Annotated in this window: 14 protein-coding genes; 11 read left to right on the forward strand and 3 right to left on the reverse strand. The window is 64.6% G+C overall.

What is annotated here, in order from left to right:
• Positions 1–45: 45 nt before the first annotated feature.
• The 11 genes from coaBC (at position 46) to J6524_RS26135 (ending at position 16,597) form a co-directional block, all read left to right on the forward strand.
• The gene (coaBC, locus tag J6524_RS26085; protein ID WP_225675898.1) at positions 46–1,470 is read left to right on the forward strand and encodes a bifunctional phosphopantothenoylcysteine decarboxylase/phosphopantothenate--cysteine ligase CoaBC; all 1,425 of its coding nucleotides are present in this window, start codon (positions 46–48) and stop codon (positions 1,468–1,470) included.
• Entirely contained in the window at positions 1,467–1,925 is a 459-nt protein-coding gene (gene dut / locus J6524_RS26090; RefSeq protein WP_225675900.1) for a dUTP diphosphatase, read from the forward strand. Before coaBC ends, dut begins: the two co-directional genes overlap by 4 nt.
• 275 nt (positions 1,926–2,200) lie before the next feature.
• On the forward strand, positions 2,201–4,717 hold the full coding sequence (locus tag J6524_RS26095; RefSeq protein WP_225675901.1) for a PAS domain-containing sensor histidine kinase: 2,517 nt from the start codon (positions 2,201–2,203) through the stop codon (positions 4,715–4,717).
• Positions 4,714–6,234, forward strand: coding sequence for a tRNA (adenosine(37)-N6)-threonylcarbamoyltransferase complex ATPase subunit type 1 TsaE (gene tsaE / locus J6524_RS26100; protein ID WP_225675904.1), 1,521 nt, complete (start codon positions 4,714–4,716; stop codon positions 6,232–6,234). Before J6524_RS26095 ends, tsaE begins: the two co-directional genes overlap by 4 nt.
• Before the next feature lie 89 nt (positions 6,235–6,323).
• A complete protein-coding gene (locus tag J6524_RS26105) occupies positions 6,324–6,647 on the forward strand; it encodes a PilZ domain-containing protein (RefSeq protein WP_225675906.1) in 324 nt (107 codons plus the stop codon).
• 130 nt (positions 6,648–6,777) lie between these two features.
• Positions 6,778–7,500, forward strand: coding sequence for a nucleotidyltransferase family protein (locus J6524_RS26110; RefSeq protein WP_225675908.1), 723 nt, complete (start codon positions 6,778–6,780; stop codon positions 7,498–7,500).
• Between the two features lie 291 nt (positions 7,501–7,791).
• Positions 7,792–10,938 carry a double-strand break repair protein AddB gene (gene addB / locus J6524_RS26115; protein ID WP_225675910.1) on the forward strand — a complete coding sequence of 1,049 codons (3,147 nt, stop codon included), beginning with the start codon at positions 7,792–7,794 and terminating at the stop codon, positions 10,936–10,938.
• Complete coding sequence (addA, locus tag J6524_RS26120; protein ID WP_376712081.1) at positions 10,932–14,429, forward strand: double-strand break repair helicase AddA; 3,498 nt, start codon at positions 10,932–10,934, stop codon at positions 14,427–14,429. The genes addB and addA overlap by 7 nt, the downstream gene beginning before the upstream one ends.
• Before the next feature lie 104 nt (positions 14,430–14,533).
• Positions 14,534–14,854 carry a thioredoxin gene (gene trxA, locus J6524_RS26125; RefSeq protein ID WP_171712798.1) on the forward strand — a complete coding sequence of 107 codons (321 nt, stop codon included), beginning with the start codon at positions 14,534–14,536 and terminating at the stop codon, positions 14,852–14,854.
• 66 nt (positions 14,855–14,920) lie between these two features.
• Positions 14,921–16,000, forward strand: a complete 1,080-nt coding sequence (locus tag J6524_RS26130) for an ATP-dependent DNA ligase (RefSeq protein WP_283843350.1) — start codon at positions 14,921–14,923, stop codon at positions 15,998–16,000.
• Between the two features lie 135 nt (positions 16,001–16,135).
• The gene (locus J6524_RS26135; protein WP_225675912.1) at positions 16,136–16,597 is read left to right on the forward strand and encodes a DUF2231 domain-containing protein; all 462 of its coding nucleotides are present in this window, start codon (positions 16,136–16,138) and stop codon (positions 16,595–16,597) included.
• A gap of 112 nt (positions 16,598–16,709) precedes the next feature.
• On the opposite strand, the gene J6524_RS26140 is transcribed toward J6524_RS26135, so the two are convergent.
• The 3 genes from J6524_RS26140 to accD form a co-directional block, all read right to left on the reverse strand.
• Entirely contained in the window at positions 16,710–17,450 is a 741-nt protein-coding gene (locus J6524_RS26140) for a metallophosphoesterase family protein (protein ID WP_225675914.1), read from the reverse strand.
• 254 nt (positions 17,451–17,704) lie between these two features.
• The gene (locus tag J6524_RS26145) at positions 17,705–19,045 is read right to left on the reverse strand and encodes a bifunctional folylpolyglutamate synthase/dihydrofolate synthase (RefSeq protein WP_225675916.1); all 1,341 of its coding nucleotides are present in this window, start codon (positions 19,043–19,045) and stop codon (positions 17,705–17,707) included.
• The gene (gene accD, locus J6524_RS26150) at positions 19,042–19,983 is read right to left on the reverse strand and encodes an acetyl-CoA carboxylase, carboxyltransferase subunit beta (protein WP_225675918.1); all 942 of its coding nucleotides are present in this window, start codon (positions 19,981–19,983) and stop codon (positions 19,042–19,044) included. The genes J6524_RS26145 and accD overlap by 4 nt, the downstream gene beginning before the upstream one ends.
• Between the last annotated feature and the right edge of the window lie 81 nt (positions 19,984–20,064).

Here is a 20,064-nt window from a genome sequence, read left to right on the forward strand (position 1 = left end):
GCACTATTTTGCTATCATTGACAGCACCCCTTGCTGGAGGCCGCCATGGCCAGCCTGACCATCCGAAAGCTCGACGACGGCATCAAGTCCTACCTGCGACTCCGCTCGGCCAAGAATGGCCGCTCGGTCGAGGAGGAGGTCCGGGTGATCCTGCGCGAATATTGCGAGGGCAGCCCGGCGCCAACGGCATCACCAGCGTCCTCGCCGGCTCCGGCAGGCCGGACCGCCATCGAGCGCAACAATCCCGCCGGCCAAGCCAGCGTCACCCTGATCATCGGCGGCGGCATTGCCGCGTTCAAATCGCTGGAACTGATCCGGCGGCTGAAGGAGCGGCATGTCGATGTCCGCTGCGTGTTGACCAAGGCCGCGCAGCAGTTTGTTACGCCGCTTTCTGCCAGCGCGCTGTCGCATGAGCGCGTCTACATGGATCTGTTCGATCCCGGCAGCGAATTCGACGCCGGTCATATCCGGCTGGCGCGCGAATGCGATCTGATCGTGGTGGCGCCGGCGACTGCCGACCTGATGGCGAAAATGGCGAACGGTCACGCCGACGATCTCGCCAGCGCCATCCTGCTGGCGGCCGACCGGCCGATCCTGCTGGCGCCTGCGATGAACCCGCTGATGTGGAACAACGCCGCCACCCGCCGCAATGTGATGCAGCTCCGGCGCGATGGCGTCCAGATGATCGGCCCCAATGCCGGCGAGATGGCGGAGTCCAATGAGGCCGGCGTCGGGCGGATGTCCGAAGCAGTCGAAATCGCGGCCGCCGCCATCGACATCCTGCGCCCGCCACGGCCGCGCCCGCTCGCGGGCAAGCGTGTGCTGATCACGGCAGGACCGACGCATGAGGCGATCGATCCCGTGCGCTATATCGCCAACCGCTCCTCCGGCAAGCAGGGTTTTGCCATCGCCGCTGCGGCGCAGGCCGCAGGCGCCGATGTCACGCTGGTCACCGGCCCCGTCGAACTGCGCGATCCCGGCGGCGTGACCGTCATCCGCGTGGAATCGGCGCGCGACATGCTGCATCGGGTCGAGGCCGCCTTGCCGGCCGATGTCGCAATCTTCGCCGCCGCGGTCGCCGACTGGCGCGTTGCCAATGAGGGCGAGCAGAAGCTGAAGAAGACCTCCGCCGGCACGCCGCAGCTCGCTTTGGTGGAAAACCCCGACATTCTCGCGACGATTTCGAAATTGACGGACAAGCGTCCGCCGCTGGTGATCGGCTTTGCCGCCGAGACCGAGCATCTGATCGATAACGCCAAGGCCAAGATCGCGCGCAAGGGCTGCGACTGGATTGTTGCCAACGACGTCTCGCCCGCGTCAGGCGTAATGGGCGGCGACCGCAACACCGTCCATCTGCTCACGCGCGACGGCGAGGAGTTCAATGTCGATTCGTGGCCGGTGATGACCAAGGAGCAGGTCGCAGCCGAACTGGTGGCGAAGATCGCAAAGGCCGTGGAGAAGAATCCGTGAGCGCCACCGTGAAAGTCGAGGTCTGCCAACTGCCGCATGGCGAAGGCTTGGCATTGCCGGCCTATCAAAGCGCAGATGCCGCCGGGCTCGATCTGCTGGCCGCTGTTCCCGCCGATACGCCCTTGATTCTGTCGCCGGGAAGACATGCGATGGTGCCGACCGGGCTCACAATCGCGCTGCCCTCCGGCTATGAGGCGCAGGTGCGACCGCGCTCCGGGCTTGCCGCCAAGCACGGCGTCACGGTGCTGAACTCACCTGGCACGGTGGACGCGGATTATCGCGGCGAGATCAACGTGATTCTGATCAACCATGGCGAGGCGCCGTTCCCGATCCAGCGCGGCGAACGCATAGCGCAGATGGTGATTGCGCCCGTCGTGCAGGCAGAGCTCGTTCCCGTCACATCGCTGTCATCGACGGTGCGCGGCAACGGCGGTTTCGGCTCGACCGGGCGCTAAATCGCTTCGATTGGAAGGCAACGAATTTGTCAGGGGTCGATTTTTTCACAGCCCAACCACGTTCACGATCTGGACTCTTACCCCTTGAGTCTCCTTGAGGATACTCTCGTTTCGATTCGTGCAGAGCGCGACCAGCAAAAGTGGGGTCCGGTTTTGCGTCCGGGCGCGCTCAATCCTAATTCGGCGCACAATCTCAACGCCAAACCGCTCATATTTTGGCGGGATTATGCGCTGGGGGTAGTGCCGGGTCTGCAGTCGCGTTCTTGGGGCAAATAATGTCGGGCGTAGTCGCTGCGATGCGTCGAACCCTGCTGTCGTGCACCTCACTGGCGCGCCACGGCATGATCGCGCTCGCCACCCTCTCCGCATCGCCGGAACCCGCATTGGCCGCCGAGCTGACCATCGGGCAGGCGATTTCGACCCTGTTCGACCTCAATCAACAGGAGTTCGCGGCGCTGATGACGGCGCTGTCGCTGCTCGGCTTTACCGTGGTGGCCGCGATCCTCCTGATGCGGACGCGCATCAAGGCCACTCGGACGGAACTCAGCCTGCGCTCCGACATCGCCGACCTGCAGGTCCAGGCGGATCGGCTACGCGCGCTGTTATTTGCCGAACCCCAGGTCCTGATCGCCTGGGCAGCCGGCGACAATCGGCCCCAGATCAGCGGCGACATCTCGCTTCTGCTCTCGCCGGACGCGCTGTCGAGCTCACCACAGCGCATCCTCGCCTTTGGAACCTGGTTGCCGCCGGAACCGGCGCTGCAGATGGATCACGCGGTCGACGCGCTGCGTGAGGTCGGCGAAAGCTTTCTGCTCAATCTCTCCACCGCAAACGGCCGCGCCATCGAAGCGATGGGCCGTGCTATCGGCGGCCAAGCCATTGTGCGGATTCGCGAACTCGGCGGGTTGCGCCGGGAGCTTGCTGAATCCAATCTGCGCTACAGGACACTTTTGGAGGAGACCGAGCTATTGCGCGACTTCGCCGCCGCGGCGCCCTGGCCGATCTGGGCCAAGAGCGCCGAAGGCAATCTGCGTTACGCCAACGCGGCCTATGTCCGGGCCACGGAAGGCAAGAGCGTCGCGGATACGATCCATCGCAACCTCGAACTCCTGGAGAACGATCAGCGCGCCGAGATGAGCCGCGTCCTGAACGACAATGCCACCTTCACCGCACGGCTGCCGATCGTCGTCGGCGGCGAGCGGCGCATCTATGACGTTCAGGCGCTCAAGCTCAGCGGCGGCAGCGCCGGCATTGCCATTGACGCCGGCGAGGCCGCGCAATTGCGCGACGCCATGGAGCGGATGGTGGAAGCCCACCGCCGCACCCTCGACCAATTGTCGCCGGGGGTCGCCGTGTTCGATGGCCAGCGCCGGCTTGCCTTCTACAATGAGTCCTACCGGCGGCTATGGGGCCTCGATCAGGCCTTCCTCGATTCCAATCCCGACGATTCGAGCGTGCTCGACCGGCTGCGCGCGGCGCGCAAATTGCCCGAGCAGCCCGACTTCCGGGCCTGGAAGGCCAAGCTGCACGAAGCCTATCGTGCCGTTGAGCCGGCGACCTACACCTGGTTTCTGCCCGACGGCCGCGCGCTTAGCGTCGTCACAACGCCCAATCTCGAAGGCGGCGTCACCTATCTGTTCGATAATGTCACCGAGAGCCTCGATCTCGCACGCCGCTATGACCGGCTGACCCGGGTCCAGCACGAAACGCTCGACAATCTGGCTGAAGCCGTCGCAGTGTTCGGCAGCAACGGCCGAGTCGAACTGTTCAATCCGGCTTTCGTCAAAATGTGGAAGCTGTCGGCGGAATCACTGAAAGAACAGCCGCACATCGAAACCGTGGAAGCATGGTGCAAGCCGCTGTTCGAGGATGCGCTGACCTGGCGGGCGCTGCGCGAAGCGATCACGGGAATCGAGAACCGGGCGCAGGTCGCGCTGAAACTCGAGCGCAAGGACGGCAGCGTGCTGGACTGCATGACCATGCCGCTGCCCGATGGCGCGACGCTTCTGACCTTCCAGGACATCACCGACACCGAAAATGTCGAGCGGGCGCTGCGCGAGCGCAACGAGGCGTTAGAGGCCGCCGGCCAGATGAAGGTGGATTTCGTCCACCATGTTTCCTACGAACTGCGCGCGCCCCTCACCACCATCATCGGCTTTGCGCATTTCCTCAGCGATCCCTCGACCGGCCCGCTGACGCCGAAGCAGGCCGAGTATCTAGACTACGTCACCAAGTCGACCAACGCGCTGCTCGCGCTCACCAACAACATTCTCGATCTCGCCACCATCGATGCCGGCGCCATGAAGCTCGAGCTCGGCCCGGTGAACATCGAAAAGGCCATCCAGGCCGCTGCCGAAGGCATTCAGGACCGCCTCGCGACCGACCGCATCGAGCTCAAGATCGACATCGATCCCAATATCGGAAACTTCACCGGCGACGAGCGGCGCGTGGTGCAGGTACTTTATAACCTGCTCGCCAACGCCGTCGGATTCTCGCCGCACGGCGCCGCGGTCACGATCAGCGCGCGGCGGACCGAGCATCGCGTGATCTTCACCGTCAGCGATTGCGGCCCTGGCATTCCGGCCGAGGTGAAAGACAAGGTATTTGATTGGTTCGAGAGCCACTCGCACGGCTCGCGGCACCGCGGCGCCGGGCTTGGCCTGTCGCTGGTGCGCTCCTTCGTCGAGCTGCATGGCGGCAAGGTGCGCGTCGATTCGGTGGTCGGCAAAGGCACGTCCGTCACCTGCGACTTCCCGATCGACCAGAACGCGCATCGCAACGCCGCCGAATGACCGCACCTGCAACATTTACGGTGGCGTTGGCGAACGAGACGGCAACAGCGCATCTGATGGCCGATCTGGCGCTGCTGGTCGGGCCGGGCGACGTGATCACGCTCTCCGGCGATCTCGGCGCGGGCAAAACAGCGGCAGCGCGCGCGATGATCCGCTATCTCGCCGGCGATCCCACGCTGGAAGTGCCAAGCCCGACCTTCACGCTGGCGCAGAGCTATGAGCTGTCGTTTCCGCTTCTTCATGCCGATCTCTATCGCATCAATGACCCGGACGAACTGGAGGAGATCGGGCTCTCGCCGCTACCGGAAGGCACACTGGCGCTGATCGAGTGGCCGGAGCGCGCACCGGACGCGCTGCCCGAAGATCGCATCGACATCGCCTTCAGCCATCGCCCGGCGCTCGGGTCCTCCGCGCGCGCTGCCGAAATCACTGGCTATGGCAAGGCAGCCGCGCAGGTGGCGCGGCTGGAGGCCTTGCGCAAATTTCTCACCCAAGCCGGCTTCCTGACCGCCGATCGCGAGCGCATGCCCGGCGACGCCTCGACGCGCTCCTATGCGCGGCTGATCCAAGGCGACGGCACCTCGATCCTGATGAATTCGCCGCGCCGCCCGGACGGGCCGACGATCTATGACGGCAAATCCTACAGCGCCGCCGTTCATCTAGCCGAAGACGTCAAGCCGTTCGTTGCCATCGACAATGGCCTGCGCGCGCACGGTTTCTCGGCGCCCGCGATCCGCCACGCCGATCTCGAATCCGGCTTTCTGATCAGCGAGGATTTCGGCAATGCCGGCATCATCGAGGGTGATCCACCGCAGCCGATCGCGGAGCGCTATGAGGCCGCGACCGACATGCTGGCGGAGTTGCATCGCAAACCCCTGCCCGAAACGGCGCCGCTGACGCCGCAAGCTTCATACCAAATTCCGATCTACGACATCGATGCATGGCTGGTCGAGATCGGGCTGATGCTCGAATGGTACATGCCGGATCGTGGCGCTGACGTCAGTCAGCAAAAACGCGACGAGTTCGTCACGATGTGGCGAACGCTGCTGGCAAAGCCGGCGGCAGCGCCGCGCACCTGGGTGATGCGGGATTTTCATTCGCCCAATATCATCTGGCTAGGCGAGCGCACAGGCATCTTGCGCGTCGGCATCATCGACTTCCAGGATGCCGTGCTGGGCCCCGCCGCCTACGATCTGGTGTCGCTTCTGCAGGACGCGCGGATCGACGTTCCCGAACAGCTCGAGCTGGCGCTGCTGACCCGCTACATCAAGGCGCGCCGCACAACGGATAGCGAGTTCAATCCCGCGAGCTTTGCAGAGCTCTACGCCATCATGTCGGCGCAGCGGAATACGCGCCTGCTCGGCACTTTCGCCCGGCTCAACCGCCGCGACGGCAAGCCGCAATATCTGCGCCACCAGCCGCGGATCTGGACCTATTTGAACCGCTCGCTGGCGCATCCGGCGCTGGCGGCGTTTCGCGAATGGTACGCCGCCAATGTCCCGCCGCCCGTTCCCTGATTTACCTCCTGTTAGCCACCCCGCACTTAATCTGGAACCAACCATGCCGAGCAGGCATGACGCAGCCAATTTGAAGCGGGAAGACAGCCATGGCGGGAGCGGAACGGCGCCGGGGAGATCGAGTCGTATTCGAGCGCGGCTTTGCGGCGCACATGATGGGCATCGACGGTACCTGGCGGCGCGACTGCGTGATGGAAGACGTCTCCGAGACTGGCGCCAAGCTGACGGTGGAAGGCTCGGTCGAGGGCCTGCATCTGAAGGAATTCTTCCTGCTGCTGTCGTCCACGGGACTGGCCTACCGCCGCTGCGAGCTGGCCTGGGTCAATGGCGACCAGATCGGCGTCAACTTCCTGAGACAGGGCGACAAGAAAAAGAAGGCGGCAAAGCGCGGGACAGAGGACGCCAACGCCTGACTTTGGCTCGCATGCGGCTGTCGTACGGCCGTCATGCGCGGCAACTATGGCCTCCCGGTCCACTGCAACAGGCGAATCGGCGTGGTATGGTCCGCGGCACGATTTGAATGATTGGAAAGAAATTCCAGGAATGCCCGTTACGCCTACCAAAGCCATGGTCCTTGCCGCCGGTCTCGGTGTGCGCATGCGCCCTCTGACCGACCACATGCCAAAGCCGCTGGTGCGCGTAGCCGGTCAGCCGCTGCTCGACCACGTACTTGACAAGCTCGCTGCCGCCGGCGTCAGCGAGGCCGTGGTCAACGTGCATTACCTGCCTGACCAGATCATCCAGTACACCGCGAGCCGCACCCGCCCCCGCGTCATCATCTCCGACGAGCGCAACGAAGTGCTCGGCACCGGCGGCGCCGTGGTGAAGGCGCTGCCGCAGCTCGGCAAGGAGCCGTTCTTCCATCTCAACGCCGATACGATGTGGATCGACGGCGTGCGGTCCAATTTGGCACGGCTCGCCGAAACCTTCGATCCGGCGCGGATGGACATCCTGCTCCTGATGGCGCCGACCACGAACAGCATCGGCTATTCCGGCCGCGGCGATTACGCGATGCTGCCCGATGGCGCGCTGCGCAAGCGGCGCGAACACCAGGTGGTGCCGTTCGTCTATGCCGGTGCGGCGATCATGTCGCCTTCGCTGTTTGCCGACGCGCCCACCGGCGAGTTCTCACTGACCAAGATGTTCGACCGCGCCAACGAGCAGGAGCGGTTGTTCGGGCTCAGGCTCGACGGCGTCTGGATGCATGTCGGAACCCCCGACGCGGTGCAGGCCGCGGAAGAGGCTTTCCTGGAAAGCGTGGCGTAGCCAGCCCCACAGGATTCGTAAGGTGGGCAGAGCGAAGCGTGCCCACCATTTGCACCCGAAATCTCGGACGAACATGGTGGGCACGCTTGCGCTTTGCCCACCCTACGCAGCTGGACGGGGTCGAGCCGGTCTGCCCGCGAGGCTCAGACAGAAAATCTCGAAAACAACCCCATGCAAAGTAGAATGGGGCCGGACTGCCTCGGCAGTGAGTAGCGGGGACGCCGCGCTCACCCGCATGACCTCTCCGCCGTCCCTCCCTATATTGGCGCCTGATCTCGAATCAGGAAGCCCATGCGCGTTTTCAGCGTTCCCCTCTCCGTGCCGTTCCTGCGCACCGTCATCGCGGCGCTGGTCGACGGCCGGCTGGTCGAAGGGTTCGAGGCGCGAAAGGATCCGCTCAACCTCGCGCGCGCGACGCTCTATCTGCCGACCCGGCGCGCCGGGCGGCTGGCGCGGGAAATCTTCCTCGATGAGCTGAAGACGGACGCCGCGATCCTGCCGCGCATCGTGGCGCTCGGCGATATCGACGAGGACGAGCTGGCATTTTCGGAAGGCTCCGAACAGTTCAGCGGGGTGGCGCCACTCGACATTCCGCCGCGGCTCGGCGAACTGGAACGGCGGCTGACACTGGCGCATCTGGTGGCTGCATGGGCGAAGAGCCCGGTGTCGGCGCCGCTGGTGGTCGGCGGCCCCGCCTCGACGCTGGCACTGGCCGGCGATCTGGCGCGGCTGATGGACGACATGGTGACGCGCGGTGTTGCCTGGGAAGCCCTCGATAAGCTCGTGCCAGATCAGTTCGACAAATACTGGCAGCATTCGCTGGAGTTCCTGCGCATCGCGCGCAAGGCATGGCCCGACCATCTGAAGGAGATCGGCCGCATCGAGCCCGCCGAACGACGCGACCGCCTGATCGAGGCGGAAGCCGCGCGGCTGACTGCGCATCACGAGGGACCGGTGATCGCAGCCGGCTCGACCGGTTCGATGCCGGCGACCGCGAAGTTTCTCAACGCCGTGGCCCGGCTGAAGCAGGGCGCGGTGGTGCTGCCCGGGCTCGACACCGACCTCGACGAAGAAAGTTGGCAGACGATCGGCGGCGTCAGGGATGCGCAAGGTAAATTCACCACGCAGCCCGCCTCGAATCACCCGCAATTTGCGATGCATGCCCTGCTGGACCGTTTCGGCATCAAGCGAAGCGACGTCGAAATCTTGGGCATACCAGCCCCGGGCGGGCGCGAGGTGCTGATATCGGAGACGATGCGGCCGTCGACGGCGACCGAGCAATGGCATGATCGGCTGGCGCAGCCCGATGTTTCGGCACGGATCGCCGGCGGCATGGCGAAGCTTGCGGTGATTGAGGCGCCCAGTTCGGAGATGGAGGCGCTGGCGATTGCGGTCGCGATGCGCGAGGCGCGGCACCTCGGCAAATCGGCGGCGCTGGTGACGCCGGATCGCGCGCTGGCGCGGCGGGTAATGGCGGCGCTGACCCGCTGGAATCTCGAGTTCAATGATTCCGGCGGCGATGCGCTGATGGATACGCCGAGCGGCATCTTTGCCCGCCTAACGGCGGAAGCCGCCGCCAAGGGATTGGAGCCGGCGACATTGCTCGCGCTCTTGAAACATCCGCTGTTTCGGCTGGGCGGCGCCTATGGCGCGTTCAAGCGCGCCATCGAGGTTCTCGAACTGGCGCTGTTGCGCGGCACCCGGCCACAGGCCGGCACTGCGGGATTGGCGCGCGACTTCGAACGTTTCCGCGCGGAGCTCAAGAAGCTCAGGAGCCATGAGACATCCTCGCTGCACGCCGCCGAGCTGCGCACGAGATTACGGGATGATGAGCTCGATCAGGCGCAATCGCTGATCGCGGCATTGCAGAAGGCGCTGGAGCCGCTCGAAATCGTGGGCACGTCGAAGCCGTTTGATTTCGCCGAACTGGCGCTGCGCCATCGCGAGGCGCTGATCGCGCTGTCTTCAGATCAGAACGGCGTTGCGGTCGCCTTCGAGCAAGCCCAGGGCGCGGCGCTGGCCGGGGCGTTCGACGACCTGCTCGCCGAGCAAAAGCCGAGCGGCCTGATGGTCCAGCTCGGCGATTATCCAGATGTGTTCCAGACCGCTTACGCCGATCGCATGGTGCGGCGACCGGAGTCCACGAATGCGCAGCTGCAGATTTACGGCCAGCTCGAAGCGCGGCTGACCGAATCCGACCGCGTCATTCTTGGCGGGCTGGTCGAAGGCGTATGGCCGCCGGCGCCGCGGGTCGACCCATGGCTCAGCCGCCCGATGCGCCACGAGCTCGGCCTCGATCTGCCGGAGCGACGCATCGGTCTTTCCGCGCATGACTTTGCGCAGCTGTTGGGAACGGATGATGTGATCCTGACCCATGCGGCCAAAGTCGGCGGCGCGCCGGCCGTCGCCTCGCGCTTTCTGCACCGCCTGGAGGCGGTCGCCGGCGAAGCGCGCTGGGCTGAAGCCAAAAGCGTCGGAGAAAAATACGTCCGCTTCGCCGCTGAACTGGATCAACCCGACGAGGTCAAACCGATCGCGCAGCCCGCGCCGAAACCGCCCGTCGCGACGCGGCCGCTAAAACTGTCGGTCACGGCGATCGAGGACTGGCTGCGCGATCCCTATACGATCTACGCCAAATATATCCTGCGACTCGAGCCGCTCGCCCCCGTCGACATGCCGCTGTCGGCTGCCGATCGCGGCTCGGCGATCCATGATGCGCTCGGCGAGTTCACGCAAAAATTCGCCGACGTCCTTCCTCCGCAGCCGGCGCTGGCGCTGCGCGGCATCGGCGAGAAGCATTTCGCGCCGCTGATGGAGCGGCCCGAAGCGCGCGCGCTGTGGTGGCCCCGCTTTCAGCGCATCGCGACCTGGTTTGCGGATTGGGAGCTGGCTCGGCGCGATCACATCGAGAAGATTGCAGCCGAGATCAGGGGCGAGATCAAAATTCCGCTTGGCAATGAGCGCATCTTTACGCTGTCGGCGCGCGCCGACCGGATCGAGCAGCGCCGTGACGGCAGTTTTGCGATCCTCGATTACAAGACCGGCCAGCCGCCGACCGGCAAGCAGGTGCGCATGGGCCTGTCGCCGCAATTGACGCTGGAGGCCGCGATCCTGCGCGAGGGCGGCTTTGAGAATATCCACGCCGGTTCGTCGGTCGGAGAACTCGTCTACGTCAGGCTCAGCGGCAATAATCCGCCGGGCGAACAGCGGACGCTGGAGCTCAAGATCAGGAACAATGATACGCCACAGCCGCCGGACGAGGCCGCCGACTATGCGCGCGCGCAGCTCGAAGCCTTGATCCGCAAATTCGAAAACGAGGAGACCGCCTACACCTCACTGAACCTGTCGATGTGGTCGAACCGTTACGGCGCCTATGACGACCTCGCCCGTATCAAGGAATGGTCGGCGGCCGGCGGCCTGGGGATCGAAGAATGGTGAAGGCCAGGCGCATCATTCCCGATGCCGTGCGCGCCACGCAGGCGCGCGCATCCGATCCCGCGGCTTCCGCCTTCGTCTCGGCGAATGCCGGATCAGGCAAGACACACGTGCTGGTGCAGCGGGTGATCCGGCTGCTGCTCGACGGCGTCGCACCGGAAAAAATCCTCTGCATCACCTTTACGAAGGCCGCCGCCGCCAACATGGCGGAGCGCGTATTCACCACGCTCGGCCATTGGGTGACGCTCGACGACGACGCGCTGGACGCCGCGATCCGCGAGGCCGGCATTGCCTATCCCAGCGCTCGCTTGCGAAGATCGGCACGAAAACTTTTCGCCTGCGCGCTGGAGACGCCCGGCGGGCTGAAGGTGCAGACCATTCACGCATTGTGCACGCGCCTCCTGCAGCAGTTCCCGTTCGAGGCCAACGTGCCCGCGCGCTTTGCCGTGCTCGACGATCGCGACCAGAACGAGATGATGGAGCGCGCCAATCTTGCTGTGTTCCTTGAAGCGTCGCGCAATCCCGACAGCCCGACCGGTCGCGCGCTGATGACGGCGATGGCAAGCGCCGCCGACGTCACCTTCAAGGACGTGGTGCGCGAAGCCTGTCTCAGCCGCGACCATTTCATGGCCTGGACGGATGCCGCCGGCAGCGCGCAGGCGGCCGCTGTGCAGATTTCGGCAGCGCTCGGGGTCGATCCCAATGATCGTCTTGAAGACGTCGAGCGCGACATCGTCGACGGGCCGAATCTGCCACGCGAGAGATGGTCTGAGATTGCGCTAGTTCTGGAAACCGGTAGCAAGTCGGATCAGGATCAGGCGGCGCGGCTGCGGGAAGCGCTGGTGTTCAGCGGCGCAGCGCAGGTCGATCAATACCTCACGTTATTTCTCACCGACACCGAACGCACGCCGCGCAAATCGGTGGTGACGAGGAAGTTCTGCGACAATAATCCCGCGATCGGCCGGCTGATCGAATCCGAGGCCCGGCGCGTTATGCCCCTGATCGAACGCCGCCGCGCCTTGGTGGCGCGCGACCGCACCGAGGCGCTGCTCCATATCGCAACCGCCGCGGCCGCCAATTATAGGCGCGAGAAGCAGGAGCGCGGCCTGCTCGACTACGACGACCTGATCGACAAGACGCTGGAGATGCTCGACCGTGTCTCCTCGGGCTGGGTGCATTACAAGCTCGACCGCGGCGTCGACCATGTGCTGATCGACGAGGCGCAGGATACCAGCCCCAAGCAATGGGACATTGTCGCGCACATCATCTCCGAATTCACTTCCGGAGCAGGCGCGCGCGAGGACGTGGTGCGGACGGTATTCGCGGTCGGCGACGAGAAACAGTCGATCTTTTCGTTTCAGGGCGCTGCTCCCCGCGAATTCGACCTGCGCCGCCGTGCGTTGCAGAGAAAGTTCGAGGGCGCCGGACTGAAGTTCGATCCGGTGTCCTTTACCTATTCGTTCCGGTCAGGACCTGCGATCCTGCATGCGGTCGACCAGGTGTTTCGCGAGCAGGACATCTACCGCAGCATCCACGCGGTCGATATCGGCAACCCGATCCATCACGCGCTGGCCGACGCGGGTCCCAGCCAGATTGATCTCTGGGAGCTCGCCGAAGCCGATGACCGGCAGGACATCGAGGGCTGGCGCGCGCCGTTCGACGGCGTCTCCGCAACCAGCCCTGAAGTGAAGCTGGCGCGGCGCATCCAGGCCGAGATCAAGGCGCTGGTTGGAAGCCGCGTGATGACCGGCCGCAAGGGCGACCGAAGGCCGCTGCGCTATGGCGACATGCTTGTTTTGGTGCGCCGGCGCGGCAACGCGTTCGATGCCGTGATCCAGGCGCTGAAACATGCCGGCATCCCGGTCGCCGGCGCCGACCGCCTCAAGCTGACCGAGCACATCGCGATCATCGACCTGATTAACCTGGCGGACGCGCTGCTGCTGCCGCAGGATGATCTGGCGCTGGCCGTGGCCCTCAAGAGCCCGCTGTTCGGCCTTGATGATGACGACCTGTTCAGGATTGCCTGGGACCGCAGGGGATCGTTGCGCGCGTCCTTGGCGGCGCGGGCGGCGACAGATGGCCGACTACGCGATGCGCTGTGGCGGCTCGAACAGTGCGAGCGCCGTTTCGCCAGCGAAACGCCGTTTGCCTTCTATGCCTGGCTGCTCGGCGGCGACGGCGGCCGCGCACGGATTCTGCGCCGGCTCGGGCATGAGGCGAACGACGCGCTCGACGAATTTCTGGAGCTCGCGCTGAGCTACGAGCGCAAGGCGCCGGCCTCGCTGCAGGGCTTCATGGCCTGGCTGCGCACGGCCGACCTCGAAGTGAAGCGCGACATGGAAATCTCGCGCGACGAGGTCCGCGTCATGACGGTGCACGGCGCCAAGGGCCTGGAGGCTTCCGTCGTGTTCCTGGTGGACACCACGACATCGCCTTCGGATACGCAGCGGCTGAAGTTGATTCACCTGCCGCAGGGCAATGGCGATCCGCATGCGGCTGGCGTGGTAGTTTGGGCCGGCCGCAAGGCGGAGGATCCGCCGGCCGTGGCCGCGGCCCGCGAGGCGATGATCGGCGATACCGAGGATGAATATCGCCGCCTGCTCTATGTCGCGATGACGCGCGCGGCGGACCGCCTGATCGTCGGTGGCTGCCTGCCCGGCAACATGAAGAGTGTCCGGCCGCTGTCCTGGTACGATCTGATCACCAAGGGGCTTGATGGCTCCGGTCTGCAGCTTCAGGAGATCGAGACCGCCACGGGCCGGGTGAAGCGCTATGCGCGCGTGGAAGAAGCCGCGCCGGCTGCCGCTCCGTCGGCTGCGGCGCCCCCGCCGGCGCCAGTCGTACTGCCCAACTGGCTGCTGACCCCGGCACAGCCTGAGGTCTCCCCGGAAAGCCTGCTGCGGCCCTCTGATCCCGCAGACAACGACGCCTACCCGGTACGGACGGCCGAATCGCTCATGCAGCGCGCCCGCGCCCTGCAGCGCGGCTCGCTGGTGCACCGGCTCCTGCAGTCGCTGCCTGACATCTCCGCCGAACGCCGCCGTGAGGCCGCGCTGAATTATTTGGCCCGCAATGCCCATGGCTGGAGCGAGGACGAGCGGCAGGCGCTCGCCGATGGCACGCTGGCCCTGATAGCCGATGCGCGCTTTGCGCCGGTATTCGCCTCCGGCAGCCGGGCTGAAGTCTCGATCGTCGGACGGCTGGAGCGACCGGGCGGACGTCCGGCGCTGGTCTCCGGTCAAATCGACCGCCTCGTGGTCACCGACAGCGAGGTTTTGATCGTCGATTTCAAGACCAACCATGCCCCGCCGAGCCGGCCTGACGAGGCGCCGAAGGGCTATGTCCGCCAGCTTGGGCTGTATCGGGCGGTGCTAGCGAAGCTTTATCCCCAGCGGCCGGTCCGCGCCGCCCTGCTCTGGACCGAAACCCCCGAATTAATGGAGATTTCGGCCCCCGCGCTGGAGGCCGAGCTGGCATCCATCATCTCGGCGTGACCGCGCTTGACCCGGCAGGGTCACGTTCATAGGTTTGCCACATCATCCCAGGGCGCGATTCTTTGGTCGCGCCCATTAATTTCTAACCGAACGAGGTAATTCCCATGGCCGTTGGCAAGGTTTCTGACGCCGATTTCGAAGCCGAAGTGCTCAAGGCGACCGGGCCGGTGGTCGTCGACTTCTGGGCCGAATGGTGCGGCCCCTGCCGCATGATCGCGCCGGCGCTGGACGAGATTTCCGGCGCCATGGGCGACAAGGTCAAGATCGTGAAGCTGAACGTCGACGAGAGCCCAAAGACGGCCTCGAAATACGGCGTGATGTCGATCCCGACGCTGATGATCTTCAAGGGCGGCGAGATGGCCTCTCGCCAGGTCGGCGCCGCGCCGAAGGCGAAGCTGCAGCAGTGGATCTCGGCTGCGGTCTGATCGGCCCCAAAGCAATATTTTTCCAGGGACGGCCGGCGAATAGCCGGCCGTTTGCGTTGAGACGGCATGTCTCGCGTAGAGTCCTCGAGCCTGCCATCGCCAAAGGCGCGTCGTCGCCCTGCTCCGCTCGCGGTCATGGAGGCGCGCTCGGTCGATGCGATCCCGAAGGGCGCGGAATGGCAGTACGAGCCGAAATGGGATGGCTTTCGCTGTCTCATGTCCCGCCGCGGTGGGACCGTCGATCTCCGCTCCAAGTCCGGCGAGGATCTCGCCCGCTATTTTCCCGAACTGGTCCAGGCCGCGCTGGCATTGAAGGCAAGCGACTTCGTGCTCGACGGTGAAATCGTCGTACCGCACGGGAAAGCATTTTCCTTCGACGACCTGCTGCAACGGATTCACCCGGCCGCGAGCCGGGTGAGAAAGCTCTCGCAGGAAACGCCGGCGCTGTTTCTCGCTTTCGATCTGCTGGCATCAGCCGCAGACAAGAAGCTCGCCGCATCGCCGCTCCGCGAGCGCCGTCCCGCGCTCGAAGCCTTTGCAAAAGTTCAGTTCAAATCGCATCCGACGTTTCGCCTGTCGCCAGCCACGACGAGCTATGCGACCGCGCAACGATGGCTGAAGCAATCTGGCGGCGGCTCGGACGGCGTGATCGCTAAGCGCATCGACCTGCCCTACCAGGTCGGCAACCGCGACGGCATGCAGAAGATCAAGAAATTCCGCAGCGCCGACTGCGTGGTCGGCGGCTTCCGCTACGCCACCAACAAAATCGCAAACCGCAGGGTCGTAGGCTCGCTGCTGCTCGGCCTCTATGACGAGGAGGGACTTTTGCATCATGTCGGCTTCACCTCCGCGATCAAGCAAGCGGACAAGCCGGCGCTAACGGACAGGCTGGAGCCGCTGATCGCGCCGCCCGGCTTCACCGGCAATGCGCCGGGCGGGCCAAGCCGATGGTCGACCGAGCGTTCGGCGGAATGGCGTCCATTGAAGCCGAAGCTTGTAATCGAAGTTTGCTACGATCATTTCAGCGGCGAACGGTTCCGCCACGGCACTTCCATCCTGCGCTGGCGACCCGACAAGGCCCCGCGACAATGCACCTTCGATCAGCTCCGGCAGAAGGTCGCGGACCCGATGAAGCTGTTGAAGTGAGGCTGCGCGTTATGTCGCACGGCAGGCGTTCTCTGCCTGTTGTGCGGCGCACTGGCGGGACCGACCAGCCCCTTCACGCAGGAACCCGCCTCACAACAGGCTGTTGAATGCCTAAAACTACTTGAGGAGGCATTCATGACAAATCCGAGATCAACCGCGCAAATTGCCGGTCATCCGATCCATCCCATGCTCATTCCATTTCCAGTCGCCTGCTTCGTACTGGCGTTTGTTTCGGACCTCGCGTTCTGGAGAACCGCGAATGATTTCTGGGCCAGCGCTTCGCTGTGGCTGCTGGGGATTGGCCTGATCATGGCCGCGCTCGCCGCCGTTGCGGGCGTGATTGATCTGATGGGTGACAATCGCATCCGCAATCTCAACGATGCCTGGCTGCACGCCGGCGGCAACGCCATTGCGGTTCTGATCCAGCTCTACAACTGGTACTCGCGCTACGCCGACGGCACCTCCGCCATCGTCCCGACCGGCTTGGTGCTGTCGTTCATCGTGGTGCTGATCCTCCTCTTCACCGGCTGGAAGGGCTGGGAGATGGTTTATCGGGAGCATGTCGGCGTCTCCGATGAGACCCCTGTGGCTCGCTGACACGACTGCCAGATCCTGCCCGTCAACACGACGCGCGAGCTGCGAAAAGCGGCCCGCGCGCATTATTCGACATCCGCGGACGACGGACCATCGCCCGTTGCCGCCCTAAGATCTACCTGATCCATCCCGTCGACAGCGCGTTGGCCAGCTCAGGCTGGCCGTTCTGGCGCGCCAGCGCCGCCATCGCCTCGTGGTCATATGGCACGTGCCGGAACGTGACACGCCAAGCGTCATCGGCCAATTCGAGAATGGCATAACGCGCGTCGGGCGTGCCGGCTTCCACGACATGCGGAAATGGATGGGTGTCGCGATAACCGGGCGAGCCAACGCTGCCGGGATTGACGATCAAGCGGCCGTCGCGCAGCCGCGCGGCGCGCGCGATGTGGGTGTGCGCGCAGAGGATCAGGGACTGTGTGATGCCCTGGGCGCGCGCTTCTATCGCATCAAGCTCAGCCATTCGCACCGTGCCGTCGGGCAGAACCGTCTCGAGCCAGTAGACTTCGTCGTTTTCTGGTGTTGCGTGGCAGAGAAATACCTGGTCGCGGAACACCGCTGTCTTTGGCAGACCGCGCAGCCAATCGAGATGGCGCTTGTCGAGCTGCGCATGGGCCGGCCGATCCCATGCACCCATCTTCTCCGGCGGCCGGTCGATCAGATAGCGGTCGTGATTGCCGAGCACGTGGACGGCATCGAGCGCTATCAATAGGTTCATGGTGCGCGGCGCATCCAGCGGGCCGCTCGCCATGTCGCCGAGATTGACGATCCCGGCGATGCCCTGTGCGCGGATATCGGCCAGCACGGCTTCCAGCGCGAGATAATTTCCGTGCACATCGGCAATGGCGGCAAAACGCATGCGGATTTCCAGTTAGGTCAGTGCTCTTGCGCCAGACCAGTGCTACGTCGACGTACCTCATTTGGGTGAAGCCGACCTGCCACATACTCCTTTGGTTTTAATGCGGAACTTCGGATTCCGACTCGCAGCGTGGCAGCATCTTGGCTACATTTTGCAGACACCGGGGCTGGCGAATTCATTAGCAATCCATATTTCTTCCCGGGAGGCCGCTGGAAGCAATTCCAGCGGTCATTTAATTTCAGCCGAGCGAATTTTCAGCCCGGTGGCGTGCCGTTAATCTCAAGCACATGACCGGCGAGATAGAGCGAGCCGGTAATCAGAATCCGTGGCGGCACTTCGTAGGCGAGGCGCGAAAGCGCGTCCAGCGCGGCCTCGACACCTGCCGCATTTTCCACGCGCATGCCGAGCGCGCGCGCCGCATCCGCCAACTGATCTGGCGGCATCGCATTGTCGCGGCCAGGGATCGGCACCGCGATGATGTGGCGCGTCAGCCCGGCGAAATTGGCGAGGAATGCGCCGGCGTCCTTGTTCGCCATCATCCCTGCGATCACTACCAACGGACGTGACACCCGTTCTTCGAGATCGCCGAGCGCGGCAGCGGCAACGCGCCCGCCTTCTGCGTTGTGTCCGCCGTCGAGCCAGACCTCGCAACCCTGCGGGCCCTGATCGACCAGCGGGCCCGCGACGAGCCGCTGCATCCGCGCCGGCCATTCGGCGCCAACGATGCCGGCCTCGAATGCCGCCATCCCGATCCTGAACGTCCCGACCGCGCGCAGCGTCGCAATGGCAAGACCGGCATTGTCGAACTGATGTCGGCCGAACAGTCTCGGTGCCGCAAGATCCATCAGCCCGCGCTCGTCCTGATAAACCAGCCGCCCGCGCTCGACGCCGACATGCCATTCCTGTCCAGCCGCATGCAGCGGCGCGCGCATGCGGGCGGCCTGCGTCTCGATCACCGACATCGCTTCCGCCGACTGCTCCGCGCAGATCACCGGCGCGCCGCGCTTGATGATTGCGGCCTTCTCGCCGGCAATCGCAGTCAAAGAACTGCCGAGAAACTCGGTGTGGTCCATGCTGACAGGCGAAATGACTGTTGCGATCGGCCGCTCGATGACGTTGGTGGCATCCAGCCGCCCGCCGAGGCCGGTTTCCAGCAGCACGACATCGGCCTCATGCTCCGCGAACAGGCAATACGCCGCTGCGGTCTCCATCTCGAAAATTGTGATCGGCTCGCCTTGGTTGACCTGCTCGCAGTGCTCCAGTACCCGGCGCAACTCCGTATCAGTCGCAAGCTGGCCGCCGCCTTTCGCCCCGATGCGAAAGCATTCGTTGATCCGGACAAGATAGGGTGAGGTGTAGACGTGCACGCACAGGCCTGCGGCTTCCAGAATCGCGCGCAGATAAGCGATCGTAGAACCCTTGCCATTGGTGCCCGCGACATGAATCACTGGCGGCAGCACGCGCTCGGGATGATCGAGCCGCGCCAACAGGCGGTGCATACGATCAAGGCTGAGATCGATGCGCTTTGGATGCAACGCAGACAGCCGCGCGATCAACTCACCGAGCGGCTGGGATCTGGCAGCCGGCCAGTTCACGCGTGGGGCGCAGCCGGCACGGCTTCCGGCGTCGAGACGATCTGGGCGGGATCGGTAACCTGCGGTGAAGGCTTTGAAGCCGTCTCAAGCGGCGGCGATTTGGTCAAGAGGCGGCAGAGCCGCGCCAGCGTCGGACGCATCTCGTGGCGATGCACCACCATGTCGATCATGCCATGATCGAGCAGGTACTCGGCGCGCTGGAATCCTTCCGGCAGCTTCTCGCGGATGGTCTGCTCGATCACGCGTGCACCGGCGAAGCCGATCAGCGCGCCGGGCTCGGCAATATGGACGTCCCCTAGCATCGCATAGGATGCGGTGACGCCGCCGGTGGTCGGATTGGTCAGCACCACAATGTAGGGCAGCTTGGCTTCGCGCAGCATCTGCACGCCAACGGTGGTGCGCGGCATCTGCATCAGCGACAGGATGCCTTCCTGCATTCGCGCACCGCCAGAGGCGGCGAACATGATGAAGGGCGACTTCTTTTCGAGCGCGAGTTCAAGCCCGCGCACGATCGCCTCGCCCGCGGCCATGCCGAGCGAACCGCCCATGAAATCGAAATCCTGCACCGCGATGACGACGCCCATGCCCTCGAGCTTGCCGTATCCGACCTTGACGGCGTCATTCATCCCGGTCTTGGCGCGCGCGTCCTTGATGCGGTCGACATATTTGCGCTCATCGCGAAACTTGAGCGGATCGGCCGTCACTTCGGGCAACGCGATGTCGTACCAGGTCTCATTGTCGAAGATCGATTTCAGCCGCGCCACCGCGCCCATGCGCATGTGGTAGTTCGAGCCGGGAATGACGAACTGGTTGGCCTCGACGTCCTTGTAGAACACGAGCTGCCCGGAATCCGGACACTTGATCCACAGATTCTCCGGCGTCTCGCGCCGCAGCATGTTGCGGATTTTCGGACGGACGACGTTGGTGAGCCAGTTCATGGTTCGCTCCGAAATGCGGTTAACGCATCAGATGGATATATGGCCGCCCGGCCGAGGGCCGGCAAGCCGCGTCTGTTGGTT

It is taken from the genome of Bradyrhizobium hereditatis, assembly GCF_020329435.1.
Classification (GTDB): domain Bacteria; phylum Pseudomonadota; class Alphaproteobacteria; order Rhizobiales; family Xanthobacteraceae; genus Bradyrhizobium; species Bradyrhizobium hereditatis.

Bases quoted from the DNA above. Each gene is read 5' to 3' on its own strand.
- coaBC (WP_225675898.1), top strand. From the start codon at position 46: ATGGCCAGCCTGACCATCCGAAAGCTCGACGACGGCATCAAGTCCTAC.
- J6524_RS26095 (WP_225675901.1), top strand. From the start codon at position 2,201: ATGTCGGGCGTAGTCGCTGCGATGCGTCGAACCCTGCTGTCGTGCACC.
- tsaE (WP_225675904.1), top strand. From the start codon at position 4,714: ATGACCGCACCTGCAACATTTACGGTGGCGTTGGCGAACGAGACGGCA.
- J6524_RS26105 (WP_225675906.1), top strand. From the start codon at position 6,324: ATGGCGGGAGCGGAACGGCGCCGGGGAGATCGAGTCGTATTCGAGCGC.
- J6524_RS26110 (WP_225675908.1), top strand. From the start codon at position 6,778: ATGCCCGTTACGCCTACCAAAGCCATGGTCCTTGCCGCCGGTCTCGGT.
- addB (WP_225675910.1), top strand. From the start codon at position 7,792: ATGCGCGTTTTCAGCGTTCCCCTCTCCGTGCCGTTCCTGCGCACCGTC.
- addA (WP_376712081.1), top strand. From the start codon at position 10,932: ATGGTGAAGGCCAGGCGCATCATTCCCGATGCCGTGCGCGCCACGCAG.
- trxA (WP_171712798.1), top strand. From the start codon at position 14,534: ATGGCCGTTGGCAAGGTTTCTGACGCCGATTTCGAAGCCGAAGTGCTC.
- J6524_RS26130 (WP_283843350.1), top strand. From the start codon at position 14,921: ATGTCTCGCGTAGAGTCCTCGAGCCTGCCATCGCCAAAGGCGCGTCGT.
- J6524_RS26135 (WP_225675912.1), top strand. From the start codon at position 16,136: ATGACAAATCCGAGATCAACCGCGCAAATTGCCGGTCATCCGATCCAT.
- J6524_RS26140 (WP_225675914.1), bottom strand. From the start codon at position 17,450: ATGCGTTTTGCCGCCATTGCCGATGTGCACGGAAATTATCTCGCGCTG.
- accD (WP_225675918.1), bottom strand. From the start codon at position 19,983: ATGAACTGGCTCACCAACGTCGTCCGTCCGAAAATCCGCAACATGCTG.